Source organism: Acinetobacter sp. Li1LvA2 (assembly GCF_056156705.1).
Window position 1 is genome coordinate 360,275 of record NZ_JBSICF010000003.1, and the last position, 25,031, is coordinate 385,305.

The 25,031-nt window shown below is 38.7% G+C and carries 19 protein-coding genes and 2 pseudogenes; 11 read left to right on the forward strand and 10 right to left on the reverse strand.

The genetic code is table 11. The annotated features are described in order from the left end of the window. Window positions 1-37: 37 nt before the first annotated feature. Window positions 38-1,195 carry an FAD-dependent urate hydroxylase HpxO gene (gene hpxO, locus ACS604_RS09010; protein ID WP_151767072.1) on the reverse strand — a complete coding sequence of 386 codons (1,158 nt, stop codon included), beginning with the start codon at window positions 1,193-1,195 and terminating at the stop codon, window positions 38-40. Between the two features lie 199 nt (window positions 1,196-1,394). Between hpxO and alc the strand changes: the two genes are divergently transcribed. Next, entirely contained in the window at window positions 1,395-2,405 is a 1,011-nt protein-coding gene (gene alc / locus ACS604_RS09015) for an allantoicase (RefSeq protein ID WP_474771320.1), read from the forward strand. Continuing rightward, window positions 2,402-2,905: an ureidoglycolate lyase gene (locus ACS604_RS09020; RefSeq protein WP_474771322.1), complete on the forward strand. Its 504-nt coding sequence runs from the start codon at window positions 2,402-2,404 to the stop codon at window positions 2,903-2,905. Before alc ends, ACS604_RS09020 begins: the two co-directional genes overlap by 4 nt. Window positions 2,906-3,027: 122 nt before the next feature. Here ACS604_RS09020 and parE read toward each other — a convergent pair whose 3' ends face one another. Next, a complete protein-coding gene (parE, locus tag ACS604_RS09025) occupies window positions 3,028-4,911 on the reverse strand; it encodes a DNA topoisomerase IV subunit B (RefSeq protein ID WP_474771324.1) in 1,884 nt (627 codons plus the stop codon). Between the two features lie 14 nt (window positions 4,912-4,925). Beyond that, the gene (locus ACS604_RS09030) at window positions 4,926-5,507 is read right to left on the reverse strand and encodes a YqiA/YcfP family alpha/beta fold hydrolase (RefSeq protein ID WP_004790103.1); all 582 of its coding nucleotides are present in this window, start codon (window positions 5,505-5,507) and stop codon (window positions 4,926-4,928) included. Between the two features lie 210 nt (window positions 5,508-5,717). Here ACS604_RS09030 and ACS604_RS09035 point away from each other — a divergent pair, with 210 nt between their 5' ends. Beyond that, the gene (locus ACS604_RS09035) at window positions 5,718-7,061 is read left to right on the forward strand and encodes a PGAP1-like alpha/beta domain-containing protein (RefSeq protein WP_474771326.1); all 1,344 of its coding nucleotides are present in this window, start codon (window positions 5,718-5,720) and stop codon (window positions 7,059-7,061) included. Between the two features lie 33 nt (window positions 7,062-7,094). Here ACS604_RS09035 and ACS604_RS09040 read toward each other — a convergent pair. Continuing rightward, window positions 7,095-7,765, reverse strand: a pseudogene (locus tag ACS604_RS09040) (hypothetical protein). 139 nt (window positions 7,766-7,904) lie between these two features. Between ACS604_RS09040 and ACS604_RS09045 the strand changes: the two are divergent. After that, window positions 7,905-8,185 (forward strand): annotated as a pseudogene (locus tag ACS604_RS09045) (HAD family hydrolase); the annotation flags it as partial. Between the two features lie 25 nt (window positions 8,186-8,210). Here the strand turns inward: ACS604_RS09045 and ACS604_RS09050 are convergent. The 5 genes from ACS604_RS09050 to gshA all read right to left on the reverse strand — a co-directional run bounded on the left by ACS604_RS09050 (window position 8,211) and on the right by gshA (window position 16,980). Then, window positions 8,211-9,119, reverse strand: a complete 909-nt coding sequence (locus ACS604_RS09050; protein WP_474771328.1) for a hypothetical protein — start codon at window positions 9,117-9,119, stop codon at window positions 8,211-8,213. A 16-nt stretch (window positions 9,120-9,135) separates the two neighbouring features. Then, window positions 9,136-11,376: a LysM peptidoglycan-binding domain-containing protein gene (locus tag ACS604_RS09055; protein ID WP_474771330.1), complete on the reverse strand. Its 2,241-nt coding sequence runs from the start codon at window positions 11,374-11,376 to the stop codon at window positions 9,136-9,138. Between the two features lie 2 nt (window positions 11,377-11,378). Next, window positions 11,379-14,705, reverse strand: coding sequence for a type VI secretion system Vgr family protein (locus ACS604_RS09060; protein WP_474771332.1), 3,327 nt, complete (start codon window positions 14,703-14,705; stop codon window positions 11,379-11,381). Between the two features lie 165 nt (window positions 14,706-14,870). After that, entirely contained in the window at window positions 14,871-15,386 is a 516-nt protein-coding gene (locus ACS604_RS09065) for a disulfide bond formation protein B (RefSeq protein WP_174739788.1), read from the reverse strand. 16 nt (window positions 15,387-15,402) lie between these two features. Further along, window positions 15,403-16,980: a glutamate--cysteine ligase gene (gene gshA, locus ACS604_RS09070; RefSeq protein ID WP_474771334.1), complete on the reverse strand. Its 1,578-nt coding sequence runs from the start codon at window positions 16,978-16,980 to the stop codon at window positions 15,403-15,405. A 168-nt stretch (window positions 16,981-17,148) separates the two neighbouring features. Here gshA and ACS604_RS09075 point away from each other — a divergent pair, with 168 nt between their 5' ends. The 5 genes from ACS604_RS09075 to ACS604_RS09095 all read left to right on the forward strand — a co-directional run bounded on the left by ACS604_RS09075 (window position 17,149) and on the right by ACS604_RS09095 (window position 22,290). Then, window positions 17,149-17,688 carry a DUF924 family protein gene (locus ACS604_RS09075; RefSeq protein WP_151963740.1) on the forward strand — a complete coding sequence of 180 codons (540 nt, stop codon included), beginning with the start codon at window positions 17,149-17,151 and terminating at the stop codon, window positions 17,686-17,688. A 59-nt stretch (window positions 17,689-17,747) separates the two neighbouring features. Further along, entirely contained in the window at window positions 17,748-18,311 is a 564-nt protein-coding gene (locus ACS604_RS09080; protein ID WP_004790114.1) for a CC0125/CC1285 family lipoprotein, read from the forward strand. Between the two features lie 13 nt (window positions 18,312-18,324). Beyond that, entirely contained in the window at window positions 18,325-19,635 is a 1,311-nt protein-coding gene (locus ACS604_RS09085; RefSeq protein WP_004790115.1) for a DUF445 domain-containing protein, read from the forward strand. 27 nt (window positions 19,636-19,662) lie between these two features. Then, window positions 19,663-20,817, forward strand: a complete 1,155-nt coding sequence (locus ACS604_RS09090; protein ID WP_474771337.1) for a pyridoxal phosphate-dependent aminotransferase — start codon at window positions 19,663-19,665, stop codon at window positions 20,815-20,817. Between the two features lie 105 nt (window positions 20,818-20,922). After that, window positions 20,923-22,290 carry an MATE family efflux transporter gene (locus tag ACS604_RS09095; protein ID WP_005300523.1) on the forward strand — a complete coding sequence of 456 codons (1,368 nt, stop codon included), beginning with the start codon at window positions 20,923-20,925 and terminating at the stop codon, window positions 22,288-22,290. A 57-nt stretch (window positions 22,291-22,347) separates the two neighbouring features. On the opposite strand, the gene ACS604_RS09100 is transcribed toward ACS604_RS09095, so the two are convergent. Beyond that, window positions 22,348-23,181: an SDR family NAD(P)-dependent oxidoreductase gene (locus ACS604_RS09100; RefSeq protein WP_474771339.1), complete on the reverse strand. Its 834-nt coding sequence runs from the start codon at window positions 23,179-23,181 to the stop codon at window positions 22,348-22,350. Between the two features lie 212 nt (window positions 23,182-23,393). Between ACS604_RS09100 and ACS604_RS09105 the strand changes: the two genes are divergently transcribed. Both ACS604_RS09105 and phoB read left to right on the forward strand, forming a co-directional pair. Beyond that, complete coding sequence (locus ACS604_RS09105; protein WP_004790119.1) at window positions 23,394-24,065, forward strand: TetR/AcrR family transcriptional regulator; 672 nt, start codon at window positions 23,394-23,396, stop codon at window positions 24,063-24,065. A 254-nt stretch (window positions 24,066-24,319) separates the two neighbouring features. After that, window positions 24,320-25,030, forward strand: a complete 711-nt coding sequence (phoB, locus tag ACS604_RS09110; protein WP_000650776.1) for a phosphate regulon transcriptional regulator PhoB — start codon at window positions 24,320-24,322, stop codon at window positions 25,028-25,030. Window position 25,031 lies beyond the last annotated feature (1 nt).

Consider the following 25,031-nt stretch of genomic DNA (forward strand, 5'->3'; position numbering starts at 1 on the left):
GATAAAACAGCAAGGATAATTCCTTGCTGTTTTTGTTTTAATCGAGTGGATTACCCACAATATTGCTAATAATCCCCTGCATAATATGTCCACCTTGTTCACGGCGTAATTCTGCATACCATGCTTGTGTAACGCTTTCATCTTTCATATGGGTCACATCACAGCGTTTACGCGCACGAAGTACCAATTCATTGGCACGTTCATTACGTTTGTTTTGATAGCGACGTAAAGCATCTTCGACACCTAAAGTGTTAATTTGCAGAGAACGCGCTAAATAAATCGCATCTTCCATTGCTTGGCAACCGCCTTGACCAATATCAGGTGTCGTGCTGTGTGCAGCATCACCTAAAATCACTACGCGACCTTTATAAAACTGAGTAAACGGTTCAATGTCATGGATTTCTACCCGATTTGTCTTTTGCGGGTCTAAGCGCTCAATGAGTTGCTGTACTGGCAGACACCAATCAGCAAAATATTGTTTTAAAAGTTTTTTATAATCATCTCGATTATTGTCTAGACCTGCTGGCAAAGGCACATCTAAAAAGAAATAGAACTTGCCATCTGCAACTGGCATTAAAGAAGCCCGCTTACCTTCCCCCACATAAGTCGTCCATTGCTGAGCTGGAGCTAAATCTTCAGATATTTCAACCAAGCCATTCCAGTTCACATAACCCGCATAACGGCGCTGTACTTGTTGGCCTAACACATAGGTCCTTGTAAGTGAGTGAGTACCGTCAGCCCCAATTAATAGATCAGCCTGCGTTGAGCTGCCATCTGCAAAATGGACCTCAACAAAATCAGCTTTGTCTTCAAGGCTGACCATTTTTTTACCTAGATAAATCTGATCTCTGCCAAATTCATCCATGAGCATATTTTGTAAATCGGCACGTGCAACTGGATAAGGTCTTTGGCCTACCTCTTCAATTAATGGTAGTAAACTGAATTGTGTCATCACATCTCCAGTTAGACCATCTACATAGGCCAAATCATCCATTTGTCCACCAAGTTTGGCGATTTTGTCAGTTAATCCCAGATAGTTTAGACATTTCACACCATTCGACCACAGCGAAATTGCAGCGCCAACTGGAAGAATCTTTTCAGTTTGCTCAAAAATACGAACTTGGTGACCAAATTTTTTTAATGCAATGCCTGTGGTTAGACCTCCCATTCCCGCACCAATAATCACCACATTCATAACACGCTCCTATAGATATTCACCTATAGAGTGCTTATGCTAAAAACATGCCACCCTTCAAAATTTATTTAGCTTTTCCACAAAACTGGCATGCACCATGCTTATATATTTAAGTACAAAACTCGTCTCGGCACGCTCAGTGTGAGTGCAGTTTTAAATGAAAAATCATGTTTTTAACAAGAAATACGGATACTCCATTATGGCAATATTGCACGCTCCAGCTTTTGAACTTCCTGAAATTTTGAATGCTAAAACTAATTTGGCAGATACCCGAATTGGTGCTCAAGTTATTGAGTGTTCAGATGATTTCTTTGCAGAAGCAAAGCGTATGCTGCAATTTGAAGCACCTATTTTTGTTGAAGATAAATTTGATGACAACGGCAAATGGATGGACGGCTGGGAAACCCGCCGTAAGCGCCACGCAGGCTATGACTGGTGTATTGTGAAGCTTGGTGTGACTGGAAAAATCAGTGCACTTGATATTGATACCAGCTTTTTTACAGGAAATTATCCAGCTTCTGCATCATTAGAAGCATGCTATGCACCAAATGGGGACCTGACAGGGGCAAAATGGGAAAGTGTTTTAACAAATACTGAACTCGGCCCAAGCCAGCATCATATTTTCATGGTCAATAATGATGCACTTTTCACTCATATACGCCTCAATATTTTCCCAGATGGCGGTATTGCCCGTTTACGTGTCTATGGTGATGTTCATATTCAAGTGACTGACAGCGAACAAACTCTCGATTTATTGGCTCTCGAAAATGGTGGTCGTGTAGTTGCCTATAGCGATGCGCATTTTGGACATCCACGTAATTTGATTAACCCAGGCCGTGGCGTCAATATGGGCGATGGATGGGAAACCAAACGCCGTCGAGCTCCGGGTTATGACTGGTGTATTCTTGCACTCGGTAAAAGCGGGAAAATTGAGAAAATTGAAATTGATACGGCTCACTTTAAAGGGAACTTCCCTGCTGAGGTTTCTATTCAGGCGGTTTACCTTGAAAATGCAACCGATGCACAGCTAATTCCACAAAGTATGTTCTGGTCTTACTTACTAGAAACTCAACCAATGCAAATGGACCATATCCATGAATATGTGAATGAGATTTTACAGCATGAAAAAATCTCTCATATTCGTATTAACATGATTCCAGACGGTGGTATTAGTCGTGTTCGTTTATGGGGAAAAATTGCCAAGTCATGATCATAAAGAATGTTCAAATTCAGCCCTTAACCATTGAGAACTTTCAGCCCTTCGGAGAGGTCATCTGTTGCGATGGGCATGATTTTTTTCATATTAACGATGCCCACACCGAGCGCTACCATGCGCTCGTTGAAACTGAAATTGAAGGGGAAGCAAAGGCAGGAATTAGTATTTTCCGTAATATTAAGGCCAGTATACTACCTCTGGAAATTTCAATGCTAGAGCGCCATCCGAAAGGCTCTCAGGCATTTATTCCATTACAGCAACAAAAGTTTTTAATTATTGTGGCGCCCGCTTTAGACGAGAATACTCCTGATATTTCAAAGCTATGTGCTTTTATCTCAGACGGTAAGCAAAGTATCAATTATCGGGCAGGCACATGGCATCATCCTTTGCTTACCGTTGAGGCACCAAGTGATTTTGCGGTAGTAGATCGAATTGGTAGCGGCGCAAATTGTGATGTTTTTCAATTTCCACAGGCTATAAAAATTACGACCTAAATTAAAATAGACAAATCTGTCTATTTTAATTTAATGGCAGAAACCGTTGTGGTGATTTCCAACAATTTAGATTTACATAAAAAAATCCCCGCCTATTGAGCGGGGATTTTTTTAATTCTATTTTAAACAGTAATATCAGCCAAGTTACCCTTCTGCTCAAGCCACTGCTTACGATCTGCCGAACGTTTTTTCGCAAGTAATTTGTCGAGTAAACCTGCTGTAAAATGGGCATCATCAAGATCTAATTGAACCAAGCGGCGTGTATTAGGATCCATGGTCGTTTCACGTAGCTGAATCGCGTTCATCTCACCCAACCCTTTGAATCGGGTAATTTGCGGATTACGATTACCTTTAATATTTTTCAAAATAGTTTCAAGTTCATCATCATCAAGCGCGTAATAGACATCTTTACCAATATCGATACGGAACAATGGTGGCATTGCCACATACAAATGCCCTTCTTCAACCAATGTTGGAAAGTGTTTAACGAATAAAGCGCAAAGCAAAGTCGCAATGTGTAAGCCGTCCGAGTCCGCATCGGCCAAAATACAGATTTTTCCGTAACGTAGTTCAGATAAATCATCACTGCCCGGATCTACACCAATCGCAATTGCAATATCGTGAACCTCTTGAGAAGCCAAGACTTCATCTGAAGAAACTTCCCATGTGTTTAAGATTTTTCCACGAATTGGCATGATAGCCTGAAAGTTTTTATCACGGGCTTGCTTGGCACTACCGCCCGCAGAGTCACCCTCGACAATGAATAGCTCACTGTCCTCACGAGTTTGACCAACACAGTCAGCCAATTTACCCGGTAAAGCAGGGCCAGAAACAATCTTTTTACGCTCGACTTTCTTTGCTGCTTTTAAACGACGGCCTGCTTTAGAAATCGCCATTTCTGCCAATTGCATGGCAATTTCAGCATGCTGATTTAGCCAGAGTGCGAAAGCATCTTTCGCAATATTTAAAACAATATTAGATGCTTCCCGACTCGAAAGACGCTCTTTGGTTTGACCTGAAAACTGCGGTTCTTGGAACTTGAGTGATAAAATATAGTTCACGCCATCCCAAACATCTTCTGCCGAAAGTTTAAGGTTTCGTGGCAACAGGTTGCGTAGCTCACAGAATTCACGTAACGCTTCAGTTACACCTGAGCGTAAACCATTCACATGAGTACCGCCTTGTGCGGTTGGAATCAGGTTGACGTAACTTTCTTGAACCTGTTCACCACCTTCTACATTCCAGCAAATCGCAAATTCACATGCCGCACGATCTGCCTGACCATTACTCACAAAAGCGGGATTTGGCAAAATTTCACGGTCTTGTAATTCATCCATCAAATAATCAACGAGGCCATTTTCAAATTGCCATTCGATTTTTTCATCGTTAATTTGATCGATATAAATAATTTTTAAACCAGCAGCTAAAACAGCTTTAGCTTTTAAATTGTGTTTAAGTGCTTTTAAAGCAAATTTTGGACTATCAAAATATTTCGCTTCTGGCCAAAAATGTACCGTTGTACCTGTCGCACGTTTTGGAGCTTTACCTTCGAGAACAGCTAAAGGTGCTACGGGTTCACCTTGCTCAAAGGCCATTTGATATAGGTTACCCTGACGTTGGACTTCGACTTCCACACGTGTTGATAAAGCGTTTACAACTGAAATTCCTACACCATGCAAACCACCAGAAAACTGATAGTTATCGGTACTGAATTTACCACCGGCATGCAGCTTGGTCAGAATGATTTCGATACCACTTTGTCCATATTCAGGGTGAATATCGACCGGCATACCACGGCCATTATCTTCAACAGACAATGAACCATCTTTATAAACTGTGACACATATTTTGTCGGCATGACCAGCTAATGCTTCATCAACAGCATTATCAATAACTTCTTGGGCTAAATGGTTAGGTCGAGTCGTATCGGTATACATCCCTGGACGACGACGAACAGGGTCTAAACCAGAAAGGACTTCAAGCGATTGAGCCGTATATTGTGTCACGTTGTACGTTTTCCTTATTTGATGGTGTGCGCAAAGAATTCGATCACTAACGGTAATTTTTCTTCAAAATCTTCCATAGCATGATTGCCATGAGCATCCGTCAAAATCAATGAGGATGGCGTTGCAGCACTATAATAGCGTTGTGCTTGACGATAATCCAAAATTTCGTCGCCTTGTTGCAGCAAGACGAGTATTTTGTCAGCATTTTCAGGTTGTTTCAGTTCCAGTTGTTGTAATTGTCGCAACTGAATATGATCAATTGACCATTGATCATTCACCACGTAGGGCATACTTTCAACTTGGAATAACTCATCAAACAACTTCCATGGTTGCATAGCAGGATTAATCAGTACAGCCGGAATATTATATTTCGCGACAAAATATGTCGCAAAAAATCCGCCGAGACTACTACCGACTAAAGCTACGTCTTGCAACGATTCAATCAGCGCTGAAACTTGCTCTACCACTAGATTAGGAGATCTGTTTAGGTCTGGCAAATGCACATTTATGCCTAATTCGCTACAATACTGCTTCAGGCTTAGCCCTTTAATTGAAAGAGAGCTACTATTAAAACCATGGAGGTAGATAATATTCATATATTTCCCTCTAAATTGAGAATAAACTCACATTTTTGTTCTCAGTTTGTATATAAAAACACTATTGTCAGACAAGAAAAACCACTCAACTAACCATTCATCAGTATTTTAAAAACATGTGTTATTTAAACTACTAAGATGGAAACGTTAGCTGCCGTTGATAAAAAGTACAGCTTAAAACGTCGGTTATAACGTATATGGGGAAAAGATATGCCGAGCTTAACACCACTACATGAAACTTATTGTAAATGGGATCGTACGCCACCTAGTCAGGCAGACGTATTAGAAGGTTTAGCTCAACTGTTCAGCACCAGCTTAAATGGTGTACATGAATTAATTCAAGTTATTAATATTGAAGTATTAAAAAATGCTTTTGGTGTGAGCACACAAAATGCTAAAAATTTTCAAAAACGACCATTTGTACAAAAGGCATATCAGTTTTCTTATGGTGCTTTACAAAAATATGGTAGTTGTTTTTTAGCACCAAGTTTACGTCACATTATTGAAAAATATCCCACACTTCACGAAAAACCACTCACACCTAGCCTACATTTTTTAGTCGGCATTTTGAATGGGATTTTTGGGGATTATCTACTTAAACAGCATAGCCCCCTCGCCTTACCCATGGTGCTATACGATCACTACGGTGCAATACAACAAGGGGAACTCGCAGGCCGTATTGTGATTTTGGCTCATGGTTTGTGTATGAACCATCTAACTTGGTCAAATGCACACTATGGTGGAATTGGAGAACGCCTGTTAGCTCAGCGTGACCATAACACCATGTTGTATTTAAATTACAATACAGGTCGACGCATTTCAGCCAATGGACGCAGTTTTTCAAACTTATTAGAAGATTTGGTACAACGTAACCCAAGAATTACCAGCATTGATATCATTGGCCATAGTATGGGCGGGCTAGTCTCTCGTAGTGCCTTATTTTATGGCAAACAAAATATGTATCAATGGATTCATATGGTCGAGAATCTAGTCTGTATTGGCTCTCCACATCATGGGGCAGTTTTAGAGCGCTTTGGCTTTACCATACAAGATAAACTTGGGGCTTTCCCTTTTGTCGGCTTAATCGGTCAACTGGTTAATATTCGCAGTAATGGTATTTTAGACTTACGTCACGGCAGCGTTCGTGATGATGATTGGGAACATATGGATGCCCGTATTGGCATGATGGATGATAACCGTGCCCCAGCTCCGCTACCTTCCCATATCAATACCTTTTTAGTGGCAGGCACCCTCGAGTTTGAAAAAGTACGCAACAAAGCACTCACAGTAATTGGCGACTACTTGGTGAGTGTGAAAAGCGCGCTAGGCGAGCATCCAAATCCACGTTTTCAGCTCAAAGTTCCAGACTCTCATAAAGCCGTGTTTTATGGTTTAAATCACTTTGAAATTCAGTATCACTCGAGTGTTGCGGAACAGATTACTCGTTGGTTATATCCTCATGTGAATGATTATGTTCAAGAGGGTATTCAAACCCATATTATTGATATGCCGAACTATAAGCTCGAAGATTTAGAAGGAATTGTAGAGACTTAAAAAAAGCCCAACTTAATGTTGGGCTTTTTTTAATTAATTAGCTTTTGTAGCAGGAAGAGCCCCTATTGTTTCGCATCCTAAAGTAGAAGAAATACATTTTAAGTTACTATTAAAAATAGTTTTGACAGATTGTATTTTCCCTGTTTTATAAGATTTTATATTTGCTAAATAAATATATTGTCCTTTTTTTGAATCATAAGTTAACTGATCTCCTTGTAAGATATCTGTCGCCTTACTTTTATCCTCACTATCTGAGTTTAAAACTGGTACTTCAATAAATTTATTATTTATCAAATTATAAAAATATGCATTTGCAGTGAAATTTTTATATGGTTCTTTGATATAGTCTATATTACTAATTTCCCGAGCCTAAAAGCCACAATATTTTCATCATAATATAATAAAGTAAAATCAACATTTGACTTTAGGGGAACTTTACTTTCAAAAACATTATACACTTCTTTCTTGTTTGAAATTTGAACTCCATACTTTTTCAAAGAATATTTAATCTCTTTTTTGGTTTTTTCAATATCACCGAAATCTGTTAATTTAATTTTTAAATTAGGATTGATAACCGTATATTTGTTATAAGTATCCATATATTCTATAGGTGAATTTATTTGGGTAGAATCTTGTAAATTATCTACATTTGCAAATGTGTTACTAGAAAGAATCAACAATAATAAAAAGTAAAAATTTTTCATTAGTTTAGTTTATAAACAATAAAATCAAACCATTATAACAAAATTACAATAAAATATTTTATAAATTTATAAAGTAAATATTAAAATATTTCTTATAAAAAACTAATTCTTATCACTATTACTAAATTTAGAGAAATATATGAAGGAAATCGTTGTTTTTGACTTGGACGGGACATTACTTTCGGGTGACTCTACAAAGGCATGGTTAACAGATAAATTGAAATCTAATCTTCTCAGATTTATCGCTGCAATTATTGTTAGTCCGATTGCTTTACCTCTTATGAAATTCAAGAAATAAAATCTAAAGGTGCTTCATTGTATTTGTGGATTGCAACGTATAGCTTAAACGAAGGAGAATTAGAATACAGCTTTAAAAATTTCTCTCTGTACCCCAACTCTGTTAGGGTACAATCAAAGTATATATTAGTCTAATTTTAAGACCATTCTATTTTAAATTTTTCTTTAAAATTTTACCATTTTCATATTTATAACTTATCACTCCTGAACTATCAATTGAGTAATAATCTCCTAGTTTCTCCACTTTTAAGTCAGGCTTTATTCTTATTAAATAAAATTCCGAACTAGAACTTTCATCTGTATCAATATATTTTTCAGCAATAGAATAAAAATTACCTTTTAATTGAGGAAGGAATCTAAATGTATTTACATTTAATGAATCTACTTTTTTATCATTGAGTACATTTATAAAATCAGGAGATATTTTTTTTAATTCAGATAAAGAATAAGCCCGATTATTAGAATTTTCAAGTTGCGTACATTTTTTAATTGAGTTTTTCTCGGTACATTTAGAGAAAAAATCAGATGAAATTGGTAAATTGAGTTTTTTTATCACATTATTAGAACTAGAATTATTATATTTATTTATATCCTTATCTAATTCAGCTCTAGATTTAAAATCAAAACTTCCATTATTATATGTATAACAAGTTTTTACAGCGCTATAAGAGTTTTGATATTGATTAAAGTTACCATTTAAACAAAATGAATTACTATCAGATGAAAATTCTATAGGTTTGATATTTGACATTACACTTAATGAAGCTGGGAATGTAAAAACCTTAAGCTTTTCTAAATCAATAACTGCAAGATATAAATAGTTTTTTTCTTTAAAATTCACTAAAAATTTGTTTTTATCAAAATTTGATACCTTGTTTTTTAAAATATTATTATAATCTTTTAATCTTTCTTTGGAACAAAAATCCACCTCATCATAATCAATTGAACAGTCCTTGACATCAATTTTATTGATACTCTTAGCTACAGATGTATTACTTGAGCATCCTAAAATTGATAAAACTATAAGTATAGTTGAGCTAACAGATGCATTTTTCATTTTTCCACCACTTAACCTATTTACCATCTTTATGAAATTTATGAATTTTCTCTAAAATTTCTAAAACCATTTTAGTTGATTCTGGAGAAGAAGAATTTTGTCCAGGTTTCTCATAAAAAGATTTATTTCCATCGGATATCTTCCCATTTTTTAAAGGAAGGCCTTTCGGTACTGCTACTGATGCCCATTCTTGAGCAGCATCATATTGGGCATCTCTTAAACTACCGATACCTTTTCTCACAAATTGAGAAAGCTTTGTTCTTTTACTAATTAGAAATTCTCGAAATACCTGTTCTTGCATATTTGCATCATATACTTCACTTCCCGTAAAATATCCCTGTTTAATGCCTTCCTGAAGAGTATAGTAGGTCGTTTGATATTTACCTGTTGCAAATAAACGATTTTTATCATTACCATCTTTTGCTTCTGCATTATCAATAATTTGCTGAATTCTCTTGCTTGTTACAGTGCCTTTCCCAGGGTTTTTAAATGAATAGCCAACTCTATCACCTTTAACATTTTTTGTTCCAGTATTATAAGATTCATAATTACCTTCACCATGAGAGATAACACTACCCAACTGCCTAATCAGATCCTCTAAAGAACTATCATTTAGATTAGGATTTTTATTTGGGGAAATAACTATTCCAGAACATCCTAATATTTTATTAGCCTTCTCATCAGCTTTAAATAAATTTATTAGATAGTTTCCATTTAATCCATCCTTACTAGTGCTAAATAACTTGTCAATTTTATATTCTTCATTAAATTCACGAACATCTAAATGGACCCACGTTGTTGCACCGTCTGAAATACGTTCTAAACCAAATTTATTTGATGACCATCCTAAGCTAGTATTTAAGTACTTCCCAAACCATTTTATTCTTACTTGATCCTCAAGTTCATTCATACTAACTTTTTGATTATTCTTGTTATGAACTACAATATCTAAAGCACATCCCATATGATTAGTCGTTGGACGCTTATTTTTCCAATTATTATCAATACAACGATATCCAGAAGAAATCTTTACAATTTTATATCCCGCTGGGTTAGGCATTTTTTTAAAGTAAAATAGCATTGCCTTAAGTGCCCAGATCAAACTTCTATGCATGCCATTATATTCTTTCGCATACCTAGAAACATTAATGTATTGTCTCGTAGTTTTGTTATACATCTCAAATCTGAAATTACCACTTCTGCTGCGACCAAAACCCGAACATTCCCCACAAGGGCATTTCATTGAATCAAAGAAAGAAGCTATTCCATATTCATCTCTGAATCTATCTAAAGCAGCTAAAACAGAACCACAAATCTTTCCAGTGTCTGGAACCCCCATATAATCCCGTTGAAATTGTTTAATACATGTTGCGGTCAATTCTGTAAATTCATCTGTTGGTAATGCTCCACCAAAACCTGCTAAACGAATATTAACTTCTCTTATTAACTCACTTTTACCACTGGAAATACATTGAGGATTGGTTGTACAAATATTTGTAGTATTTGCTTTAGGAGTACCTCCATCTTGACTACGATCATCAACAGTTAAAATTTTAGAAGCCGAATTTGCAGCTTCATTTAGTGCTTTTTTAGTATCTTCATAAAGTTGATGTACTTTTTCCGGAAGCTCATTTTCTTGTTTTGTTTGGGAAGTAGGATTAGGTGGGCTTTTTGCTGCTGGTACTGGAATAGTTTTTGCACTACCAGCAGTAGGCTTATTTATAGGTTGAGCCGAGTGCTTGTGTTTAGGTTTGTCTTGATGTGAATTATTTCCAGAAGCAGGAATATGAACTGGCAATTTAATTACTTGGCCAATACTGATCTGATTTGGATCGTCTATTTTATTTAAACGTTCTAGTGCTCGAACGGTCGTATGATTTTTTTGTGCTATTTCAAAAAGCGTATCACCCTTTTTAACAATATGTGTTTTTCTTTTATATTGCCCATTATTACCTTGATTTGTTAATGTTTTTAAATCTAAAAGTACTTTGGGACTTGTAATTTTTACGACCATGCGGTCTTTAGACATTACAAAACTTTGTACTTTAACCATTGAACCTTTAAACATACTTTTAATATATACATCTAAAGCCGTTCCTTTATCTCGGCTGATTTCAACAATACATCCAGATGAGTTTGTTGTTCCAGCAGCGATAACTTGCCCAGTTCTCTGATTTTTTACTTCATATTGTGCTTTTGAAATTGGGCTACCAAATAAATCTAAGATTTGTATTGTAACTAATGATTTTTTATTCATTTTCAGCCCCTATCTTCAACATTATTATCAAGACCTACGTTATTACCATTAACGTTCTGATCCTCCAAAGAGTCATCTTCATCAAAGCTATCAATTAACAATCCCCATTCATCATCAGAACCAATTAAAACTTGAACTTTTTTTGGATCAGCAGTACTGATTTTTCCTGTACGGCCATGCTCATCTACAGCTCCTGAAGTAAATGAATTTGTCTCTGGAACGAAAGCTTTATAACTAAGCTTAGTAAAATCACTTTCCCAAAATAGATCATAGATATCTAAACGATTACTAAAACTTGGTGTATTAGGCAACTCAGGAACCTCATAAGAAACCTTAGCTCCACTCGTAAACAAATGCTGCCCAGCTTTACTTTCAAACTTACCGCCTGTTGTTGAAAATACGCCATCCGCATTAATTTTGAGCTGCGACCCACCTGCTGTTAATACAATTTCTTTTGGGCTTGTGAGCTCGATTTTTTCTTCAGTAGAAATGAGCTTGATGACCTTCTTAGCAATCGCTTCAATAGCATCGTCTTGTGCTTGTAGTTCGAGCTTTCCTTTTGCTGCATAAGCGCGGAAACCTTTTTGTGCAGCGAACAAACTGATTTTGTCTTGTGCATGTCCAATAATATTTTTCTGTGCACTTAAATTAATTGAACCGCTGGCACTTTCAGCAATATCTTGCGACGCTTGCAGAATAATATTTTCAGGTGTCGTCAAGGCAATGCCATTTGGCGATGCTAATAACATAAGCGCTTGTCTAAAAATTTTGCCTTGTTCTTGCTGTTGAGTATCGGAACTGCTTTCTAAACCTTGGGTATAACCTTCCATAAAGCCTTGCAAAGAACTTAATGCTTTAGAAGGTGATACTTCTAATTTACTGCCTTTACTAAACGTTCCACATACACTCATCATGTCAAAGTCTTTGGTCTCCACATTCCCTAAGACTTTTCCGACCTCTTGAATACTCTCAAATGGTTTTTTATGAATGCGATCTTTAATGCTGGCAAGTTTACCTTTAACGATGTCAGCTCCATGTTCTTCAATGTTTTCGATGAACGCTTTTAAATTTTCTACTGCATCTTTGGCATCGGTAAAGAAAGCATTAAATTCATCTACAACGCCTTTTGCATTGCCGCCTAGTGCGCCAATATCTTGGATAAAGCCGCCACAGTCTTTTAAGGCGTGAATAGGATCGTTATTAATCTCTTCTTTAAATAAGTTCACCGTACTATTTAATGCTTGACCTGTGGTTTTTAGCTCAAGCGACTGGATGAATTTGGGTAAGCGATTAATCACGTTCAAAGCATCAGTTTGTTGCTTGGCTGCAACTTCACTGAGCATTTTCATACTCTCGTAGCCTTGTGAAAGTAAAGATTGTGCTTGCGCAGCCTCTAAATGGTCTGCAATCGCCTGCTCTTGTGCATAAGTACTAATGAGCATGCCTTTGCCCGCACGCACAGCTCCCCAAGCATCTGTTCTAAGCTCAAAACCCTCACCACGACCTTGGCTCGTCGCTTGTTCTTTCGGATGGCTTAAATTACCTAAATTCAGTTGCGTCGCTGCATGACTACTTTGTAGTTGAGTACTGATTTGCCCCGTTGTGTCATCAAAGCGTAATTGGTTAAAACCACTACCGCTGATTTCCTGACTGCGAATCCCGCTTAGTTTTTTAGTATCAGGAAGCTGCCCTTTTACATCGAACTTGGTTGGCGAACGCTGCGCTTCATGGATACGCCCTGTCACAAATGGACGGTCAATATTGCCATCAAAGAAGTCTATGACAACCACTTCACCAATACGTGGTAAAAACCGTGCTCCATAGCCCTCACCTGCCCAAGGAGTCAGTACATCAACCCAAGCCGAGTCGGTATCGTTGTCATTGCTCCCTGCACCACCGTCATGTCCATGATCATCACTACGGGTAAATAGAAAGCGTACTTTTATACGCCCCCATTCATCGACATGAATGGTCTCTCCCTCTGGCCCCACGACTTTCGCTCTTTGTGGGTAGGCAATTGGTCGATGCTGTTCTGGATGATATTCAGGTGCAGTTTTAATTTGACGGCGTATTAAGGTCAGCTCATTACCTTGGCGCTCAATATCTTCATAACCATGTTTATCCCAACGACTTTGGGTTAACAACTGGCTAACTTGCTGATGCAAATCTTTCGGTAGGTTATTTTGATTATAGAAATTTTTAGCAATAATCAGGAACTCTTGATCAGCCCCTTCATGCTGATCAATTTCAGGATGCTCCTGTAGGTTAAACCAATAACCAACTTGGCTATCACGGACACTACTATAGGCCTTAAAGTATTTGGCCTGACTCGCATACATATTCGTGAAGTGCTGATTTAATTTTTCTAGCTGATTACCACTTGAAGCGGTAGCTTGATCTTCCCCTTTTAAATCTTGCATCCAAGCTGGGCTCATGTGCCATGCTTGTTCAAGGCTCAAACTCGCTGAATCAAACTGCTCTGAATGTATATGTGTAGTAATAACTGAACCTACACCTTCTTCGTGTGCCAGAGCATCGGGTTGCCAACGCTGCACATGTACCGCAGTCGGTTGCAGAGTCCGCACCGCTACAAAACCCGTAATGCTATCTTGATATTCTGTTGCACTACTTCTGTGATAACGAATGCTGCGACGTGCTAAAGCTTTGTACTGACTATTGTCATCAATGAGTCTCAGTTTTTGAGCTTGTATTGGCGCAGTGAAATGAGGTACAAAAAGTTCGGCTTCATCAATTAACCAGCTAACACCTTCACTTCGCCATAAGCGCGTAAGAAAGTCATAGTCAGATTCATTGTGTTGCATAATGAATGGACGAATATCATAATTCTGACTTAACCCACTAAGATCAAGACTTAAACTCGCAGCAAACAGTGGATTTTTTTCTTGCCACTCTTTAAATAATATTTCCGTGACTTCAATAATACTTTTATTCATAAAAACACGACTATTACGGCGCTTGTGCCATAAATTTGTCGCGTCTTTTAAGGTCAGTTTATAAAGCGTTAAAGCACCGTCACTCTGACCATAACTAGCTTCAGTCACAATTCCTGTTGTTCGGAATAATTGGCCCGTATCTGTGACCTGATCAACAGCAACTTGCATTCCTATAAACTGCTTCAATGCAATTTGGGCACTCGTCGAAAGACAAATTAACTCAGCTTCAATTCCCCCATTTAGCTGATGTTGGCCTTCGATACGCTGTAAAAAAACTTGGTTATTGAGTAGCTCATTAGAAAATTGCACGTGAATCGCGCGTTTCTGTGCACTTAACCCTATTTTTTCCAAAACATTAAAGATATTAAAAAACATTTTTTATAATCATAAGGATATAAAACGGCTGCACTTTATAAAAAACAGACCTATCTGTCTATATCATTATTCTTTTTTTTAATTTGTTTTCTTATAGTTTGATTAATTCTAAAACAATAAAAAAAAGCCCAACATAATATTGAGCTTTTTTTAATCTGCTTAAACTTACTTTTTAGCAGTCTTAAACACTGGATAAAAACGGAATAACTGCCATAAACAGACCAGTAAGAGCAAAAGGAAATAAACCAATGACCAAACTGGTAAAGACTGACCTAAAAAGGTCCAGTCAATAGCTGCACACTCACCTGAACCAGAAAGCACTTCTTGCAAAACTGCTTTCATAGGTAAAGCATCAATTAAATAATTTAAACCTGGTCCACAACTCGGTACTTGATCTGCAGGTAAATGCTGTATCCACACATGACGCCCTGCCACACCGACTGACCATAAAATTGCGATGCCAGCCAAAAATGCATAAAAGCGTTTAACCGCATTGGAAACTGGGTTATGCAAAAATGCTATGAGCGCCACAAAACCCATCGCCATTAAGCCAACACGTTGAAAAATACAGAGCGGACATGGCTCTAAACCTTTTACATGTTCCAGATACAACGCAAAAGACATGCCGACAATACTTGCTAAAACAAGTAGTCCACTCACCAAACGGTAACTTAATCGCATGTAAAACCTCGTTTTATTATCGATATTGTTCAAGATATTGATCAAAACTGACCTGTGTATCTTGCTCAAGTTGTTCTTGCTGCTGTAACGACTGTGCAGCCAATTGTTCAAAATGTTTCAAGGTTTCCACACTAAGCTCATGCTCTTCATAACTTTCAGCATGTAATTGCGCCATGTGGCTACCAAAACTCCAAGTTCCACCATGTTTTAACGTATCGTCAATAACATGGGCAGATAAAGTCTCATCAACTTCATCAATTCGTGCTTGCATGATCGCTAATGCTGAACCATACAAGTCCGTTGCGTAGGTCTGATCGAGTAGCTGTGCACAATCTTGCATTTTTGCAATATATAAACGTGCCCAATCTTCGATGTGATATGACCCTGTTAAATCTGTAATGGTTGCGTTCGGTGCTCGGCCTCGGTTTACCACCTCGGTCTGATTTTTCTCAACCAACTCTTGCTCTGGGCCTAATAGCTCTGGGCTGTCACTTAGCAAACAATAAAGTGCTAACACTTCAAGGAAGCCTGCCGTCGTTTCATCAACACCAATTGCCGAATATGGGTTTACATCAACAGCACGTAACTCAACATATCCCACCCCTCGATTTTTCAAGGCTTGAGACGGTGTTTCACCTTTTTGAGGCACCTGTTTTGGGCGTACAAGACTGTAATATTCATTCTCGATCTGCAAAACATGATCATTGATTTGCAACGGCTCACCAGAGGCATCATTTAACCCTAAACGGCTAAATGGCGGGTAAGGAGAATGAACGGCTTTTTGTAAACCATCCAGATAGCCAGTCAAATTGTTGTAGTGAATACCTAAGCTTTTTTGAGCTGAGTTTTGGTAACCCAATCGTCCCATGCGCAAAGCTGTAGCATACGGTAAATAGTATGAACCTTTGATTAAAGGCAACAACTGATGTTTATGTCCAGTTAAGAAACAACGACATACTGTTGGGCTAGCACCCACTAAAAACATAACTAACGGTGTTAAACGGATAAAATTACGAATAAGACCAAAATAACGATGGCTACGATAATCCTGCAAACTTAATGATTTTAATTGTTCGTCAATTTCATGAGCTTGTAGCTCGGCAAAAAGCGTATCTGGAAAAGATAAATTGTAATGCACGCCTGAAATGGTCTGCATACGGCGACCATATCGAATTCCTAGCCCACGACGGTATAGTGTTTTAAAACGACCAATATTAGACGTGCCGTATTGTGCTAGACGAATCCGCTCTTCATTGTCGTCTAACATACATGGCATAGACAGTGGCCAGAGTTTCTCACCATTTTCTAAATGACGATGCACAACCGCATGAATATCGGTGAGCTCATTCAAAGCTTCACCAATGGTTGGCTTAGGTGAAGTAATAAACTCCATTAATGCTTCTGAATAATCAGTCGTAATTTGTGGATGTGTTAAAGCCGAACCCAATGCCTTTGGATGTAACTCTTGTGATAAGAACCCATTACTTTGCATACGTAGGCTTTCACGCTCTATTCCACGTAACATGCCTTGTAGTAGCGACGAATCCACCCAAGCAGGAATAACTGATTGAGAGGGTGTAGTGGGTTGACTCATGCATTTGCTCGCTTATTAAATATCACTATATACAAAATCGTGAGATGATACGGCTATTTATATACTCACATCATTCCAGTTTGGCAATTTTTATCACAATCTTGTTATTTAAGACACGAAAGAATTGTGATTTTATTGAAGAATAATTGCTAAAGAGTTGTCAATATCATGAACGAACAAGACATTTTAAACTTTTGGTTTTCTCCTGAACACCGTTCACTTTGGTTTGCAAAAAGTGATGATTTTGACAAAAAAATCCGTGAAAATTTTTCTGAGGTTCATCGACAGGCAACTCAAGCAGAACTATGGTCATGGCGAAAAACAGCTGAAGGCCGTCTGGCAGAGATTATTGTACTAGACCAGTTTTCTCGCAACATTTATCGTGATCAACCCCAATCTTTTGCCTACGACAGCTTGGCATTAGCTTTGGCACAAGAAACGATTAGCTTGCAACTCGATGCCCAGCTTAATCCAGAGCAACGTTCTTTCTTATATATGCCGTTTATGCATAGTGAATCAAAATTGATTCATGAGTTTGCCTTAAAACTCTTTCAACGCCTCGGCAATGAAATTAACTTAAGTTTTGAGAAAAAGCATAAAGTTATTATTGATCGCTTTGGACGCTATCCTCATCGAAATACCATTCTTGGGCGTGTTTCTACTCCAGAGGAAACCGAATTTTTATTAGAACCGAACAGTAGTTTTTAAAACTTCTTAATTTTTAATGCTGAGTCATCTATTTTTTAATGCTCAGCTGGGAGTTCATCATGAAATATCTCTCTCTTTGTTTAGCCTTAGGCACTGCCTTAACTTTAACTGCGTGTGCAACGACTCCAAGTAAACCAAGAACCTTTGATCAGCTTGGCCAGTTTTCAGCATATCCTCTAAATGCCCAAACGTTCCGTATTAGTTTTCAAGCCGACCCCAATATGAGTTATGGCAGAGCTGAAGAAATTACCTTAGTGAAAGCGGCACAAACGACGATACAAAAAGGTTTCCGCTTTTTTAAAGTGCAAAATGATCCAAGTAATCAGAGCCAGAAACCGCCACGTCAGGCTGTGGTTTATCCATCAGCTCCAAGCTTTTACCCATATGGTTATGGTCGTCGCTACCCAGGTTTCTGGCATGATCCGTTCTATGATTACCCACAAGTGGTCAATATCGACCCTGTTCAAGTGTCGTATACTATTGAATGTTATCGGGATCAAAAGCAGGCTCCACAGGATGCTTTTGATGCAACCTTGATCTTGAAATCAATCGGACAAAAATATGGATTGAGTCCGACAGGAGAGCTGTTGCCACCGCCTGAGCCTCCAGTAAAACAAAAATGAATAGGATAAATTTATGAACATGGCAGAAGAAGTTCACCACGTGCCCAGTCTTAAACGTAGTAAATATTTTGCTACTCTGGCGCTTATTATTGTCGTTGTGCTGTGGATTGCACTGATGGTGGCTGATCGTTTTCTGCCAGAGTACACAGGTTTTATTCATATTTTAATGTTAGGGGCAGAAGCCGGTGTAGTCGGTGGTTTAGCCGACTGGTACGCGATTACGGTTCTGTTTCGGAACCCATTTGGTAAGTTACCCATTCCTAAGTTTTTACGCGACCACACCGAAATTATTCCGCGCAACAAAGCTCGCATTGCAGAGTCAATGGGCCGTTTTGTACAAGAAAATTTTCTTTCACCTCAAGTGGTCGAACGAAGCTTAGAAAAAACTGACTTAAGCCTTGCAATTGGTCAATGGTTAGCAAGCCCACAAAACAATACCCAAGTGGTGCAGCTCATTCAGCAAACCGTACCGAAAATTTTTGAGTTTGTTAGCCAAGATCAAATTGCCAATTTTGTGCAAAACAATAGTGTGCAATGGGTGCGTAATACTGAGGTCAATAAACTCGCAAGTGAAATGCTACGCGCGGTATTGGAAAATGATTTCCACCAAGACGTCTTACAGCGTGGACTCGATATCGCTCATGAATGGGTGGTACAAAACCCAGATAAAACCCGTGAATTAACCCGAAAAATGTTTAAAGCACTTGGTGTCTGGTCACTTGCAAAAGGCGCAAGCTGGATTGGTATTGATGTTCAACAACGTACCATCGATTCACTGGTTGAAAAAGTAGAATCGATGCTGGCAGACCCTGAACACCCATGGCGACAAGAAATTGAAACCATTGCCCACTCTCTCATGCTTGAGCTGGCAAAACCAGACAGCGTTGCTAGCCAACGTCTCAACAGCGGTAAAGATGCCCTTTTAGACAGCCCTCAAGTTCTCAATTTTATCAGTGGCGCTGTTACGATTTTATGTAATGCCATTAAAGAAGATTTAATGAAAAAAGACTCTGGCATTGCAATGAACCTAAGAGCTGCTATTCAGCAACTGGGTGAAAATCTTGTTCAAAATGCCAAAGTACGTGAAGTGTTGAACAAAGAAATGACAGGACTTGCGCTGACTTTTACAGATCAATATAGCCATAAAATTATCCGTTATGTGAGCGAGCGTATTCATGAATGGGATTCACGTGAAATGATCGGAAAAATTGAAAATGAAGTCGGTGGCGACCTACATATGATCCGAGTAAATGGCGTTGTAGTCGGTGCATTTATTGGTTTAACCCTCGGTGTAATTCGGGCAGTGATCGAATCAATTTTATAACTTTAAATATTTTAATAAGAGAACAATATGCTTCAACTACAGTCCAAACTGGCCACTCAAGGCGTGACTATTTTTAGTACCATGACGGCAATGGCACATCGTTTAGGTGCTCTCAACCTGTCACAAGGCTTCCCAGATTTTCCGGCACCACAAGCCTTACTGGAAGCTTTATCTCAGGCGACTTTAGCTGGGCATAATCAATACCCACCCGGCGATGGTATTCTCGGTTTACGGGAACAGCTCGCTTTACAATTTCAGCAGCGTGACCAACTTCAACTTGACCCTGTAACGCAAATCACAATTACTCCCGGCGCAACCATTGCAATTTTTTGTGCCATACAGGCATGCATCAACGCAGGTGATGAAGTCATTATTTTTGACCCAAGTTATGACAGCTACGGCCCTTCTGTGCAATTAGCTGGCGGTAAAGCTGTTCATATTGCACTTGAAGCGCCTGACTTTAAGGTGAACTGGCAGCAAGTTAAAGATTTGATTAATGACAAAACCCGTATGATTGTGGTGAATACTCCCCATAATCCAACAGGTACCATCTGGGATAAACAAGACTGGTTAGAACTGATTGCACTGATTCAAGATAAAAACATTGTAGTTTTATCCGATGAAGTCTATGAACATCTGGTCTTTGATAACCAACAGCACTTTAGTGCATTGCATTTTCCTGAACTCAGAGAGCGCAGTTTTGTGATTGGTTCTTTTGGAAAAACCTTTCATGTAACGGGCTGGAAAACAGGTTATTGCATCGCTTCACCTGAGTTAATGCGTTTATTTCGCCAGATTTACCAATATGCGAATTTCTGTGGCACGACACCTTGTCAGATTGCTCTAGCGCAATATATGCAGCAACATCCGGAACATATTCAAGAGCTTTCGCAGTTTTACCAAACTAAGCGAGATCGTTTTAATCAGGCAATTCACAATAGCCGTTTTTTACTAAAACCATCTCAAGGGACCTATTTTCAAAACCTTGATTACAGTCAGATTAGACCCGACTTAAACGATGTAGAAATGTGCCAATTTCTAGCCGAGCAACATAAAATTGTGGCTATTCCTGTTTCGGTTTTCTACCAGCAAGCGCCAGAGTCTTTACGCCTGATTCGCTTCTGCTTTGCTAAAAATGATGAGACTCTGCAAAAAGCAGGAGAAATCTTGAATGAATGTTAATAAATTTAGAAACTTAGCATAGTAAAACACTACAAGAAATTTCACCTAAATATGCTAAGTTGAATGTCTGCCCCGCTCATCAAAGAGATGGGCGATGGAGAACACATGCCACCAAGACAGTCTTTAATTCATCAGCAAAATCTATGGAAAACATTTTTTGTTTTCTTACTGCCTCTCATTGCAACCAATATTTTGCAAAACTTATCGGGAACGATTAACACCATCTTCGTTGGCCAAATGATGGGAGTTGATGCGATTGCTGCCGTCTCGGTTTTTTTCCCTATTTTATTCTTGCTCCTTGCTTTTATTATCGGGATTTCAACGGGTACTACTGTTTTAGTAGGGCAAGCATGGGGTGCACAAAATATAGAAAAAGTCCAAAGTGTGGTCGGTTCTACCCTATTTATGACACTGATTGGTGGGGTAATTACCGCGATTATCGGCGTATTTTTTGCCCACGATATTTTAGAGTTATTAGGTACAGATCCAAAGGTAATGCATCTTGCTTTGCCTTATGTGCAATGGATGCTAGCAGGTAGCCCGCTTTTATTTGTTTATATTATTTATACTTCAATTTTACGTGGTGTAGGCGACAGTACCACGCCGTTACTTGCATTGGCTTTGACCAGTGTCATCGGCTTAGTGATTACCCCGATATTGCTTAAAGGTTATTTTGGCTTACCCGCCCTAGGAATTATTGCTCCAGCAATTGCAACGATCACGGGTTATGTTGCTATTTTGATTTTTCTGGCAATTTATCTGAACAAGAAAAATCATCCACTTCGACCAAATCGTCAGCTTCTGCAACATATCCGTCACAATCCAGAACTGAGCAAAATCATTTTACGCTTAGGCGTTCCAACCGGCATTCAAATGATTACCACCTCAATGGCTGGCTTGGTTATTGTTGGGTTGGTTAACCATTACGGATCGCATGCTACAGCAGCGTATGGTGCAGTGAATCAGGTACTTAACTACATTCAGTTCCCTGCCCTGTCGATCTCAATTGCGGCTTCAATTTTTGCAGCACAAGCGATTGGCGCAGGCAAATCAGATCTGTTAGCACGGGTAACCCGCACAGCTTTGGGAATGAACTTTTTATTTACGGGTACCTTAATTGCACTTGGCTATCTATTTTCAAAATATTTAATGGCTTTGTTTATTACCGACCCAACTGTAGTGGTGTTAGGGCAGCAACTTTTATTTATTGTACTTTGGGCAATTTTGTTTTTTGGTGCAGGTGCCATTTTTGCATCGATCATGCGTGCCAGCGGAACCGTGACTGTTCCAATGTTGTTAAACATCTCTGCTATTTTATTTATTGAAATTCCATGTGCTTATTGGTTTAGCTCAATATGGGGGCTTAAAGGCATCTGGGTTGCCTATGCCTTGGCATTCGTCAGTTTATGTATTATCCAAGGCCTGTATTACCAATTTATCTGGAAGAAAAAGAAGATCAAAGTTCTTATTTAGAACCATCCAAGTCACATAAAAAAAGCCATCATTTGATGGCTTTTTTTCGTTAAAAAATTATTTCATTAATTTGGTCACAATGGTTGAAGCACGTTGATATCCTGTTGGGAATAAACGCTGGAATGCATCAAGAATTTTTGCATCACTACCAATCAATAAACGGCGTTTATTTTTTAATACCGCTTGTAAAATTTGACGAGCTGCTTCTTCAGGTGGGGTACGTAGTAGCTTGTCAAAGTTTTGAATTGATTTCGTCGGATCCATACCCAAACTATTCAAGCTATCACTCATTTTTGCAGCTTTAGCAATATTGGTGCGGATTCCGCCCGGATGTACGCACAATGAGCTTACGCCACTTTTTTCAATATCTAACTCTTGGCGTAATGATTCAGTAAAACCACGTACAGCAAATTTAGTCGCGTTATAACCAGATTGAGTCGGTTGAGCAGTCAGACCAAATAGGCTCGAGATGTTAATAATATGGCCATCTTGAGTTTGCTTAATGAACGGTAAAAACTCTTTAGTTCCGTACACCACACCCCAGAAGTTAATCCCAACAATCCACTCTAAATCTTCGTAGGTTGCACCTTCAACAGTTGAGCCTAACGCGACACCAGCATTGTTAAAAATTAGGTTAACAGAACCGTGATCTTGTACAGTTTCTTGTGCCCACTGCTTTACCGCTTCACGGTCAGACACATCAAGTTTTTTGGTGGTAACCGTAATATTGCTGTACGGTTTTAAAAGCTCGACAGTTTGTTGTAATCCTTTTTCATTAATATCACTCAACGAAAGATGGCAGCCCTGTTTTGCCAAAAGAATTGCTAGCTGTCGCCCAATGCCAGAACCTGCGCCCGTAATTGCAGCGACTTTGTTTTTAAAATTTTTCATTGTCCATCCTTTGTTTTTCGATATTTGCACAACCGGTTCATTGCATGTGCAGTTCAGACATCTTCAATATAATTTTGACAATACCCATTGTCAATATAGTACACTGTAATTTCAGATAGAATGGCACAATTCTTCTGAGAGCTTTATCATAGTGAGCATATTTGGCCAAAACCTATAAATTAGGAAACCATTCTTTAGGAAACGACTTATTTATGGCGACTAACGACTCAACCAGTAAAAAGAAAACAAAAAGTGTGAGTAAAGAACGTCAGTTCAAAGGGTTATCTCTATCTGAACGTAAAGAGGCGCGCCGTGAAAAATTGATTGAAGCAGGTATTGCGACCTACGGAACACTCGGTTTTTTTTCCGTGACGGTAAAAGATGTATGCCAAGAGGCAAAACTCACAGAACGTTATTTTTATGAATCATTTAAAAAGAGTGAAGATTTATTCCAAACCATCTTTTTAAAAATGATTGAAGAATTACAGCAGAACTTAATGCAAGCCGTGATTAAAGCTACCCCCGATCCAGAAAAAATGGTCGATGCAGGATTGCGAGCACTGCTGACAACATTAAAAGACGACCCAAGATTAGCTCGTATTGTCTATGTCGACGCAGTTTTGGTACAAGAGTTACATAATCAGGCCACTATTCAAGAAACACTTGCGCAATTTGATCGCATGATTCAAGCCTTTGTTATGCTGACCATGCCGCAAATTCAACACCACGAAAATGAGCTTTCTTTAATCGCAACTGGTTTGAATGGATACGTCACTCAAATTGCGATTCGATGGGTCATGGGAGGGTTTGAACAGTCTCTTGAGCAGGTTTTAACCGCATGCCGTATCGTTTTCTTATCTTTATTAGCGCAAGTTTCAAAATAATATTAAAGTTTTTTGACAGACATAAATGTGCAAAACCAGCTAAGCCATTCAAGTTATAAGCTATTGAATGATTTTAAGAAAATTAAAGTCTTCATGTCACAATTTGGTCATACCTTTGCCTTGGTTTTGTCACAAATTATTGCTAAATTTAATTTTATAGACTTTTCTGCAATGAAATTGTCATAATTAATCTTTGTAATAAGCCTGTCATAACTACAAAACGGTTCACCGTTAAATCTATAGGATATTGCGCTGTGAAAGATGACTATATTTTAATTGTCGATGATGAGCTTCCTATTCGCGAAATGATCCATACTTCTTTGGACATGGCAGGCTTTCAGTGTTTACAGGCAGAAGATGCCAAACAGGCTCATCAAATTATCGTCGACCAACGTCCGGCGCTTATCTTGCTTGATTGGATGTTACCTGGAGGCGTAAGTGGTGTCGATTTATGTCGCCGCTTAAAACGCGATGAGAACTTAGCAGAAATTCCAGTGATTATGTTGACTGCTCGCGGAGAAGAAGACCACAAAGTACAAGGTCTTGACGCAGGTGCAGATGACTACATGACTAAGCCTTTTTCAACACGTGAACTGGTTTCACGTATCAAGGCAGTTCTGCGTCGTGCTAATGCATTAAGTGGCGAAAAAACCATTGATGCCAATGGCTTAATTCTTGATCCTGTAAGCCAGCGTGTTAGCTTTGGCAACAGCATTTTAGATATGGGTCCAACTGAATATCGCTTACTTGCATTTTTTATGACCCATCCAGAGCGTGCATATACACGTGCCCAGTTGCTCGATCAAGTGTGGGGCGGTAATGTATATATCGAAGACCGCACTATCGATGTGCACATTCGCCGTTTGCGTAAAGTTTTAGAACCTTTTGGTGTTGACCGATTTGTTCAGACTGTGCGTGGAACTGGCTACCGTTTCTCAACACGTGCAGATTTAGCCGCAGGTTAAC